This is a genomic window from Monashia sp. HAY1-2A (assembly GCF_056755315.1).
The window spans coordinates 1-9155 of record NZ_JBNDHY010000164.1 but is presented as its reverse complement, the minus strand read 5'-3'; the positions used below and the strand labels follow the sequence as shown (position 1 = coordinate 9155).

12 protein-coding genes and 1 tRNA gene are annotated in these 9155 nt (G+C 72.4%); 7 read left to right on the top strand and 6 right to left on the bottom strand.

Going from position 1 to position 9155, the window contains the following annotated elements; genetic code table 11:
* The 3 genes from ACPYOM_RS18665 to ACPYOM_RS18655 form a co-directional block, all read right to left on the bottom strand.
* On the bottom strand, positions 1-895 hold an 895-nt coding region (locus ACPYOM_RS18665), incomplete at its 3' end, for a glutamate ABC transporter substrate-binding protein (protein WP_481347100.1).
* Positions 896-1007: 112 nt separating this feature from the next.
* Positions 1008-1736 (bottom strand): amino acid ABC transporter ATP-binding protein, encoded by a 729-nt coding sequence (locus ACPYOM_RS18660; RefSeq protein WP_481343620.1) that lies wholly within the window; start codon positions 1734-1736, stop codon positions 1008-1010.
* Between the two features lie 273 nt (positions 1737-2009).
* Positions 2010-3407: a M23 family metallopeptidase gene (locus ACPYOM_RS18655; protein ID WP_481347099.1), complete on the bottom strand. Its 1398-nt coding sequence runs from the start codon at positions 3405-3407 to the stop codon at positions 2010-2012.
* 335 nt (positions 3408-3742) lie between these two features.
* Between ACPYOM_RS18655 and ACPYOM_RS18650 the strand changes: the two genes are divergently transcribed.
* Positions 3743-4336, top strand: a complete 594-nt coding sequence (locus tag ACPYOM_RS18650) for a dienelactone hydrolase family protein (RefSeq protein ID WP_481347098.1) — start codon at positions 3743-3745, stop codon at positions 4334-4336.
* Positions 4337-4445: 109 nt separating this feature from the next.
* A complete protein-coding gene (locus ACPYOM_RS18645) occupies positions 4446-4922 on the top strand; it encodes a hypothetical protein (protein ID WP_481343617.1) in 477 nt (158 codons plus the stop codon).
* Between the two features lie 72 nt (positions 4923-4994).
* On the opposite strand, the gene ACPYOM_RS18640 is transcribed toward ACPYOM_RS18645, so the two are convergent.
* A tRNA-Ile gene (locus ACPYOM_RS18640) sits at positions 4995-5068 on the bottom strand.
* A gap of 201 nt (positions 5069-5269) precedes the next feature.
* On the opposite strand from ACPYOM_RS18640, the gene ACPYOM_RS18635 reads away from it, so the two are divergent.
* The 5 genes from ACPYOM_RS18635 (at position 5270) to ACPYOM_RS18615 (ending at position 7584) form a co-directional block, all read left to right on the top strand.
* Positions 5270-5611, top strand: a complete 342-nt coding sequence (locus tag ACPYOM_RS18635; protein ID WP_481343618.1) for a non-heme iron oxygenase ferredoxin subunit — start codon at positions 5270-5272, stop codon at positions 5609-5611.
* A gap of 202 nt (positions 5612-5813) precedes the next feature.
* Positions 5814-6329 (top strand): DUF3145 domain-containing protein, encoded by a 516-nt coding sequence (locus ACPYOM_RS18630; protein WP_481347097.1) that lies wholly within the window; start codon positions 5814-5816, stop codon positions 6327-6329.
* A gap of 297 nt (positions 6330-6626) precedes the next feature.
* Positions 6627-6773: a hypothetical protein gene (locus tag ACPYOM_RS18625; protein ID WP_481347096.1), complete on the top strand. Its 147-nt coding sequence runs from the start codon at positions 6627-6629 to the stop codon at positions 6771-6773.
* A gap of 98 nt (positions 6774-6871) precedes the next feature.
* Positions 6872-7429 carry an HNH endonuclease gene (locus ACPYOM_RS18620; protein ID WP_481347095.1) on the top strand — a complete coding sequence of 186 codons (558 nt, stop codon included), beginning with the start codon at positions 6872-6874 and terminating at the stop codon, positions 7427-7429.
* The gene (locus ACPYOM_RS18615; protein ID WP_481347094.1) at positions 7426-7584 is read left to right on the top strand and encodes a hypothetical protein; all 159 of its coding nucleotides are present in this window, start codon (positions 7426-7428) and stop codon (positions 7582-7584) included. The genes ACPYOM_RS18620 and ACPYOM_RS18615 overlap by 4 nt, the downstream gene beginning before the upstream one ends.
* Positions 7585-7716: 132 nt before the next feature.
* On the opposite strand, the gene fabF is transcribed toward ACPYOM_RS18615, so the two are convergent.
* Both fabF and ACPYOM_RS18605 read right to left on the bottom strand, forming a co-directional pair.
* Positions 7717-8967 (bottom strand): beta-ketoacyl-ACP synthase II, encoded by a 1251-nt coding sequence (gene fabF / locus ACPYOM_RS18610; protein ID WP_481347093.1) that lies wholly within the window; start codon positions 8965-8967, stop codon positions 7717-7719.
* The coding region (locus ACPYOM_RS18605; RefSeq protein WP_481347092.1) for a hypothetical protein at positions 8964-9155 on the bottom strand (192 nt) is incomplete at its 5' end. The genes fabF and ACPYOM_RS18605, both read right to left, overlap by 4 nt.

Here is a 9155-nt window from a genome sequence, read left to right as displayed (position 1 = left end):
CCCCCCCCCCCCCCCCCCCCCCCCCCCCCCCCCCCCCCCCCCCCCCCCCCCCCCCCCCCCCCCCCCCCCAAACCACACCCCCCCCCCCCAGATTACTACGCGTCTCGTGGGCTCGGAGATGTGTATAAGAGACAGGCCACGAGCCGTCGCTGATCATCTTCTTGATCGCGTCGGTGATCTTCGTGCACAGCTGGGTGTCGCCCTTCTTCAGCCCGATGCCGTACTTCTCCTCGGAGAACGGCTTGCCGACGACCTTGAACTTGCCCTTGTACTGCTCCTGGGCGGCGTAGCCGGCCAGGATGGTGTCGTCGGTGGTCAGGGCGTCGATGGCGCCGGTCTGCAGCGCCGGCAGGCACTCGGAGTACGTGCCGAACTCCTGGAGCTGGACGCCCGGGTACTTGTCCTTGACCTTCTGGGCCGAGGTGGAGCCGGTCACCGAGCAGAGCTTCTTGCCGGTGAGGCTGTCCGGGCCGGTGATCGACGAGTCGTCGGAGCGGACGAGGAGGTCCTGGCCGGCAATGAAGTACGGTCCGGCGAAGGAGACCTTCTCCTTGCGGGCGTCGGTGATCGAGTACGTCGCGACGACGAAGTCGACCTGGCCCGTCTGGATGAGCGTCTCGCGCTGGGCGCTCGGCGCCTGCACCCAGGTGATCTTGTCCTCGGACGTGCCGAGCTCCTTGGCGACGTACTTGGCGACGTCGACGTCGAAGCCGCTGTACTCGTTGCCCTTCTTCAGGCCCATGCCGGGCTGGTCGAACTTGATGCCGATCTTGAGGCCGTTGTCGCCGCCTCCACCGCCTCCGCCGCTGCCGCTGGGCTGCCCCGAGCCGCAGGCGGCGAGCGTGACGGCCAGGGCCGTCGCCGCGAACGCCACGCCGATGCGTCGTGCCTTCATGTGGGTTCCTCCTGTGGTTGCTTCCTGGCACGCGGGGGTGCATGCCGCTCGCTGAGTCTGGTCTGGTGCGCCGGTGGCCCGACGCCCGGGGGCCACCGCAGCGGGTGGGGCGTCAGTGGGTGAGGATCTTGCCGAGGAAGTCCTTGGCGCGTTCGCTCTTGGGCCGGGTGAAGAACTCCTCCGGCGTGCCGACCTCGACGATCTGCCCGTCGGACATGAACACGACGCGGTCGGCGGCCTTGCGCGCGAAGCCCATCTCGTGCGTCACGACGATCATCGTCATGCCCTCCTTGGCCAGACCGACCATGACGTCGAGGACCTCGTTGACCATCTCGGGGTCGAGCGCCGAGGTGGGCTCGTCGAAGAGCATGACCTTGGGGCCCATGGCCAGGGACCGGGCGATCGCGACGCGCTGCTGCTGGCCGCCGGACAGCTGGGCCGGGTACTTGTCGGCCTGGGCCTCGACCCCGACGCGCTTGAGCAGGTCGGTGGCCTGCCGGTCGGCGTCGGCCTTCGACTTCTTGCGCACCTTGACCGGCCCGAGGGTGACGTTGTCGCGGATCGTCTTGTGCGCGAAGAGGTTGAAGGACTGGAAGACCATGCCGACGTCGGCCCGCAGCTGCGCGAGGGACTTGCCCTCCTCCGGCAGCGCCTTGCCGTCGATGGTGATCGTGCCCGACTCGAAGGTCTCGAGCCGGTTGATGGTGCGGCAGAGCGTCGACTTGCCCGAGCCCGACGGACCCAGGACGACGACGACCTCGCCCTTGCCGACGGTGAGGTTGATGTCCCTCAGCACGTGGAGGTCACCGAAGTGCTTGTTGACGCCCTCGATGACGACCATGGGCTCGCGGTGGTCCGAGACGCGTTCGGCGGTCGCCTCGGCAGCAGGTTTCACGTCGTCCATCCCCGCAACCTATCGGCTCGTGCCCCCGGGAGGTACCAACCGGGTCCCGGCCGTGCCCGAATCGTGAGTTCGGACGCGGCGAGGGCCCCGTCCGGGTGGACGGGGCCCCGGGCGCCCCCGGCCCCCGGCCCGGCTACCGCGCGTCGGATGCACGGGTCGGGCGTGGGCGTCGGTGCGTCGTCTGTCGTCTCGGTGGCGAGCCGGGAGCGGTCAGCTCGACTGCTCGGCAGCCGCGGTCGACTGGGCGGTCGGCTGCGCCGTGTCCGACGTGCGGGCCGGTGCCGCTTCAGTGGTCTTGACCGCCTCGGTCGTCTTGACCGGGTCGCTCACGGCCGCCGCGCTGGTGGCCAGCTGCCGGACCGCCGTGGCGACCGCCGTCGCCGTCGCCGTGGCTGTCGCGACGGCCGTCTGCGTCGGCGTCGGCTCGACCGCGGGGGCCGCTGGCGCGTTCGTCGTCGTGACGGGCGGCGGGTCGGACGCCGGCGGTTCGGAGGTCGTGCTCGGCGGGTCGCTCGGCGGCTGGGTGGTCGTCGGAGCGGTCGTCGACGGAGCGGTCGTCGTCGGTGTCGTCGTGGTCGGGGCCGCAGTCGTCGTGGTCGTCGTGGTCGACGTCGGCGCCGTGCTCGTCGTCGGCGACGGCTGCGTCGTCGTCGGTGTCGGGGTACCCGTGCCGGTCGTCGGCTTCGGCGCGCTCGTCGTCGGCTTCGGCGCCGGGTTGGTCGCCTTCGGCGTGCTCGTGCCGGGCAGCGGCGCCGGGTCGACGTCCTCGAACGGCACGTCACCGTCGGGGACCGTCTGGGGTGCCGACGCGACGACCGTGCCACCGCCCGGGAAGTAGTTCGGCACCGTGCCGTAGGACGCCGGGCCCGACGTCGAGGCCGGGAAGCCCAGGTAGGGTGCCGGGTCGACGTAGTGGTCGTTGATGATGACGTCGAAGTGCAGGTGGCAACCGGTGGACCAGCCGGTGGTGCCGACCAGACCGATGACCTGGCCCTGCCGGACGGTCTGACCCTCCTTGACGAGGAACTTCGACTGGTGGCCGTAGGCCGTCTTGAGCGTCGGTGTGTGCTGGATGATCGTGCGCAGACCCCAGGAGCTGGAGATCCGGGCGTAGACGACCTTGCCGGCTGCGGCGGCCCGGATCGGTGTACCGCAGGCCGCCGACAGGTCGATGCCGGTGTGGAACATGGGCCGGTGCAGCAGCGGGTGGATGCGCGGGCCGAAGCCGGACACCTCGACCCCGGGCACCGGGTGGATGAAGCCGGGCAGCCCAGGCGCCACGGGAGCGACCACGGCCATCGCCGCGAGCGGCGTCAGCCCGATCTCGGGGAACACGACGCCGCCCCCGACCGCGTTCGACACGGCCATGCCGGCCGATCCGGACCCACCGATCGCCGCGGCGGCGATGGCCGCGACGGTCCCGTCGGCGTCGGTGAGCGCGTCACGGGCGCTCTCGACACCGTCGACCGCCGTGTCGACCGCGGCTCGGTCACCGGCGGCGAGCACCACGGCCGCCCGGGCAGCGGTGTCCGGCGCGCTGGCGCTGAGGAACGGAAGGAGCGCGAACACCACCGTGGACGCAGCGAACGGCACCAGTCGCCCGCTCATGCGCACGGTGAGGACGCGAGGTCCACTGCGTTGTGTTTCGTCCTGCACCTTGAGGCCACCCCCCTGGAGGCTGAGTTCGTCCGGCGGGCCCTGCGGCCACGCCTCGACCGTATCCACGTGCTACGCCCCCCGCAGTCTGTGGTCCCGGCCGTGTCCACCATAGGTGGGGCGAGTGGACCGCGGGCGGACTTGGCGCAACTCCGTCCCGGAGGTGTGACCACAGGGGCCCGTGGGGCTCGTGTCGCACACCGCCGCTGCGCACCGGCCGGGCCCGCGGCCTCCGTTGGGCCTACGGTGGGCTCATCCGGTGCCACCGACCGACGAGGAGCCCATCGATGGCCGAGGTCGTCCTGTTCCACCACGTCCTGGGACTGACGGAGGGAGTGCGCGCCCTCGCGGAGTCTCTCCGCGGCGGCGGGCGGCACACCGTCCACACGCCCGACCTCTTCGAGGGCGTCGTCGCCCCGAGCATCGACGACGGGTTCGCCCTCACCCAGGAGCTCGGCGACGACGAGATCGCCGAGCGGGTCGCCGCGGCGCTGGCGAGACTTCCCGAGGACCTCGTCTACGCCGGCATCTCCTTCGGCGTCGGTCCGGCCCAGCGGCTCGCCCAGACCCGCGCCGGCGCCCGCGGCGCCCTCCTCTACGAGGCCTGCTTCCCGGTGACCGGGGAATGGGCCTTCGGTCCGTGGCCCGAGGGTGTCCCGGTCCAGGTGCACGGCATGGACAGGGACCCGTTCTTCGGGCTCGAGGGCGACGTCGACGCAGCGCGCGAGCTGGTACGGCTCGCCGGTCCCGACACCGCCGAGCTGTTCGTCTACGAGGGCGACCGGCATCTGTTCACCGACGCGTCGCTGGCCTCCTACGACGCCGGGGCAACGGCCCAGGTCGTCGAGCGCTCGCTGGCGCTCCTCGACCGCATCGGCTGACGTCACGCCGAGCCACTCCACGTCCTGCCGTGCTCGCGTGAACCGACGGTCGCCGGTGCGTCGTCCTCGTCTGGGGAACACCTCCCCACGACCCAGGCAGGAGTGTGACATGCACCGAATCTCCCGTACCGCCTCCTTCGTCGCCGGCCTCGTCCTCGGGGTGAGCGGGCTGGCCGCGACCTCCAGCGCCACCGCCGACACCTCCGGCGTCCCCCGGAGCGACATCCTCCGCGCGCCGGTCCAGGGCAGCATCCTGTCCGACCCGCCCCTGTTCGGCCTGACCCGTGGGGGCGCGCCCTGGGTCATCTCCGAGGGAAGCGCCCGGCTGCGTGCGAACGGCGACCTCCACGTCGAGGTCGAGGGCCTCATCATCCCGACGACGGGGGTCAACCCGGTGCCACGGCTGTCGGCCACCGTGGCGTGCAACGGCAGCGCGTTGCCGCCGACGGCGACCGTGCCCTTCTCGGCCACCGGGGACGCGGTCATCGACGCCCACGTCAGCCTGCCCGCGCGCTGCCTCGCCCCAGCCGTCCTGCTCAACCCGAACGGCAACCCGTCGGTCTACATCGCCGCCACCGGCCGCTGACCACCGGCGCGCGGACGGCCACGTTCTGGCCAGCCCCGTGGTCGTCCGCGCGGAGTCCTGCACTCGCCGACGTGGGGCAGCAGGGGCTTGAACCCTGGACCGACGGATTATGAGTCCGCTGCTCTGACCGGCTGAGCTACTGCCCCGGGACCCGGCGGGCTCGGGGGAGCGCCGGGGTCGGGTCGGAGTCTAGCGAGCCGGCCGCGCCCACCCGGCCCCTGGTGCGCGTGCGCGGTGCGCGCGCGGGCCGCCACCGGTGACCCTCTAGGCTCGCTCGCGGGACGGCGTCCGGCCTCCCGTCGGGCGTCGATGGCGTCCGGCCCGCGAGCACCGAGGGACGAGAGCGCATGAGTGAGGGCATCCGCGTGGCGGCGGTCGAGGACGTCGAGCCGGGTGAGGCTCTTCTCCTGGGGACCGACCTCACCGGCACGGACGAGCCCATCTCGCTGTTCCGCGACGACGACGGGACGTACTACGCCCTCGACGACACGTGCTCGCACGAGGACGCCTCGCTCGCCGAGGGCTGGGTCGAGGCGGGGGAGGTGGAGTGCCCCCTGCACGCCACGCGCTTCTGCCTCGCGGACGGGCGTCCGATGTGCCTGCCGGCGACGCGGCCGGTCGCCACGCACCGGATCGAGGTGCGCGACGGGGACGTCATCCTCTTTCCCGGGGTGCCGGCCGGCTCCTGAGCGGTGCAGGTGCCCGAATCGTCCGATTCGTGGAAGTGCTGGTGCCGGTGGGTCTGCTGGGGCACAATGGGCGAGTCCCCCTGGCAGGGGCGTTGAGCATCACCACATCAGACATATCGGACACTGAGCACGAGCGCACGACGGTTCCGGCTCCCGGTGGCAGGCGTTGGGGAAGACGTCCCTGCAACTGGAGGAGGTTCGGATGTCTGTCGTCATGCCGCGAACGGTCACGCGCGGTGTCGTGTTCATCCACGGTGCGCCCGCTCCGCTGTGCCCGCACATCCAGTGGGCCATCGAGGCAGTGCTCGACCACCGCGTCGCCCTGGACTGGATCGCCCAGCCCGCCGCGCCGCGGATGGTCCGCACCGAGCTGTCATGGACCGCGGCTCCCGGAACCGGCGCTGCGCTCGCCAGCGCCCTGCGGGGATGGGACGGCCTCCGGTACGAGGTCACCGAGGAGCCGTCGGCGGGCTGCGACGGCGCCCGCTGGTCGTACACACCCCGACTCGGGATCCACCACGCGATGACCTCGGTCTCCGGGGACGCGGTCGTCCAGGAGGACCGGCTCCGTGAGGCGGTCCTGCGTACGCGTGGTGACGCCGAGGCCCTCCAGGACGAGATCGACCTGCTCCTCGGTGTGCCGTGGGACGAGGAGCTGGAGCCGTTCCGCTACGCCGGGGACGGGGCGCCCGTGCGTTGGCTGCACAAGGTCGGCTGACGCCGAGACTGCGCCGAGTGCCTCTCGCAGGCCGCGGCCTCCAGCGCGGCGACGGCGGGACGGCGAGGGCCCGGGAGGTTCGTGCTCCCGGGCCCTCGTCGCGCCCTCGTCGCGACCTCGTCGCGCACGCTCGTGGGCTGCCGTGGCCCGGCCGCAGGCCTGAAAGCACTGTCGCGCCGAGGCGCCGGCCCGGCGCCATCGTCGGGCGCCGCACGTCTAATCCTGACGTGCACGCGTGAGTCGTGCGACGATTCACACAACAACCGCAACACCACGAACACGAGGAGAGGACCGGACATGGCCACGGGTCTGCCCACCGACGCGAAGCACCACGGGTGCCTCGTCGAGGTGGCCGACCCGTTCACGGGTGGGCGTCGCCACGGCAGCCCACAGGCCGACCACGAGCATCCCCATAGCGTCCTCGCCGACGTGCCACGAGCCTGACCGCTCCCGCGCCACGAGCCGCCACCGGATGTTCCGGTAGGCGGCTCTTTGCCTGTGTCCCAGCACGACCGGCACGAGACGGAAGGAGAGGCCCCGCCATGACCCAGGTCGAGGTGTGGAACGCCGACGAGACGCTGTTGCACCGCGTCACCGTGCGGCACGCGATCGCGATGATCTGGCGCGGTGTCGCGACGCCGGTCACCGAGCACGACACGGACCGCTTCGGCCCGTACCGGGTGCCCCTCGTCGTGCGGCTCGTCCGCTACGTCGAGCAGAAGTGGCTCTACTCGCGGACCCGGGCCACGTACTCCCGCGACGGCGTGCTGCTGCGCGACCGCGGCCGGTGCGCGTACTGCGGACGGTTCACGGCCACGACGATGGACCACGTCCAGCCTCGCTCCCGCGGTGGTGCGACGTCATGGGCCAACGCCGTGGCCGCCTGTGAGCCGTGCAACGCCCGCAAGGGTGACCGGACGCCCGACGAGGCCGGGATGCCGCTGCGCTGGCAGCCGTACGTGCCGACGCGCGTCCAGCTGCACTTCGCGCGCGAGACCGTCATGGAGGGCGCCCTCACCGCGGCTCCCCGCCATGGCGACGCCCCGGACGCCGGCGCCGCCGCTCGCACCACCGCCCCGCACACGAGAGGACGACGATGACCCCGTTCCCTGTCGCGCTCCCGGGCGCGCGGGCCTCCACGCTCATGTGGGCCGACCCCGCCGAGGTCGAGCTCGCGGCGCTCGAGCAGCTTCGCACGATCAGTCGGCCCAGGCCTGCGGCCCGGACACGCTCGTCGAGGTCGTCGCCCGCCTGACGACGCTGCTCTGCGTCAAGGGCTGACCCGGCCGGGTCGAGGGTTGAGCCCCGGCCACCGGCCGTGACGTCGGAAGGCCCCTCGTCCGTGGCTGACCACGGGCGAGGGGCCTTCTTGTGCAAGCGGTTCCGCTCAGATGCTGCGGATCGCGAGGGCGACGTTGTGGCCGCCGAACCCGAACGAGTTGTTCAGGGCCGCGATGTCGCCGTCGGGAAGCTGCTGGGCCTCGCCGGTGACGACGTTGAGCGGGATCTCCGGGTCCTGGTCGTCGAGGTTGATCGTCGGCGGCACGAGCCGGTGGTGGACCGACTGGATCGTGATGACGGCCTCGAGGGCGCCGGCGGCGCCGAGCAGGTGTCCGGTCATCGACTTCGTCGCCGTCACCGACAGGTTCTCGGTGTGGTCGCCGAACGCGCGCTTGATGGCGTTGTACTCGGCGACGTCGCCGACGGGTGTCGACGTCGCGTGCGCGTTGATGTGGATGATGTCGGACAGCGCCAGGTCGGCGCGCTCGACGGCGTAGCGCATCGCGCGCGCGGCGCCGGACCCGTTGGGCTCGGGAGCGGTGATGTGGTGCGCGTCGGCCGACATGCCGACGCTGGCCAGCTCGGCGTAGATCCTCGCGCCACGGGCCTTGGCGTGCTCCTCGGACTCGAGGACGATGACGGCCGCACCCTCACCGAGCACGAAGCCGTCGCGGCCGGTGTCGTAGGGGCGCGAGGCCTTCTCCGGCTCGTCGTTGCGGGTCGAGAGGGCCTGCATGGCGGCGAAGCCCGCGATGGGCAGCGCGTGGACCGCGGCCTCGGTGCCACCGGCCACGACGACGTCGGCGCGACCCGTGCGGATCATGTCGATGGCGTAGCCCATGCTCTCGGCGCCGGAGGCGCAGGCGCTCACGGTCGTGTGTGCACCGGCGCGCGCGCCGAGGTCGAGCGAGACGGCGGCCGCGGGCCCGTTGGGCATGAGCATCGGGACGGCGAGCGGGTAGACCCGACGGGGGCCCTTCTCGCGCAGGTTGTCCCACTGGTCGAGCAGCGTCCAGACGCCACCGATGCCGGAGCCGACGGCGGCACCGAGCCGCTCGGGGTCGACCTCGGGCTTGCCCGCATCGGCCCACGCCTCGCGCGCGGCGATGAGGGCGTACTGGCTCGACGGGTCGAGGCGCCGGGTCTCGACCTTGGCCAGGACCTCCTCGGGCTTCGTGGCGATCGTCGCGGCGAAGGTGACCGGGAGCTCGTACTTGGCGACCCAGTCGAAGTCCATCGGGCGGGCGCCGGAACGCCCCGCGAGGAGGGCCTCCCAGGTCTCGGTGGCCGTGCCACCGAGTGGCGTCGTGGCGCCGAGACCGGTGACCACGACGCGTCGGTCGCGATTGGAGGTCATGTGACGTGCTCCTGTCGAGTCGGGGTGTTGCGGTTGGTACGGGGACCCGGGTTCGGGTCGGACGTGGTGCTGGGGTGCAGCGGGGATGCGGTGCGGATGTGGCGGCCGGCCGTGGGGGGGGGGGGGGGGGGGGGGGGGGGGGGGGGGGGGGGGGGGGGGGGGGGGGGGGGGGGGGGGGGGGGGGGGGG

Bases quoted from the DNA above. Each gene is read 5' to 3' on its own strand.
- ACPYOM_RS18660 (WP_481343620.1), bottom strand. From the start codon at position 1,736: ATGGTCGTCATCGAGGGCGTCAACAAGCACTTCGGTGACCTCCACGTG.
- ACPYOM_RS18655 (WP_481347099.1), bottom strand. From the start codon at position 3,407: ATGAGCGGGCGACTGGTGCCGTTCGCTGCGTCCACGGTGGTGTTCGCG.
- ACPYOM_RS18650 (WP_481347098.1), top strand. From the start codon at position 3,743: ATGGCCGAGGTCGTCCTGTTCCACCACGTCCTGGGACTGACGGAGGGA.
- ACPYOM_RS18645 (WP_481343617.1), top strand. From the start codon at position 4,446: ATGCACCGAATCTCCCGTACCGCCTCCTTCGTCGCCGGCCTCGTCCTC.
- ACPYOM_RS18635 (WP_481343618.1), top strand. From the start codon at position 5,270: ATGAGTGAGGGCATCCGCGTGGCGGCGGTCGAGGACGTCGAGCCGGGT.
- ACPYOM_RS18630 (WP_481347097.1), top strand. From the start codon at position 5,814: ATGTCTGTCGTCATGCCGCGAACGGTCACGCGCGGTGTCGTGTTCATC.
- ACPYOM_RS18625 (WP_481347096.1), top strand. From the start codon at position 6,627: ATGGCCACGGGTCTGCCCACCGACGCGAAGCACCACGGGTGCCTCGTC.
- ACPYOM_RS18620 (WP_481347095.1), top strand. From the start codon at position 6,872: ATGACCCAGGTCGAGGTGTGGAACGCCGACGAGACGCTGTTGCACCGC.
- ACPYOM_RS18615 (WP_481347094.1), top strand. From the start codon at position 7,426: ATGACCCCGTTCCCTGTCGCGCTCCCGGGCGCGCGGGCCTCCACGCTC.
- fabF (WP_481347093.1), bottom strand. From the start codon at position 8,967: ATGACCTCCAATCGCGACCGACGCGTCGTGGTCACCGGTCTCGGCGCC.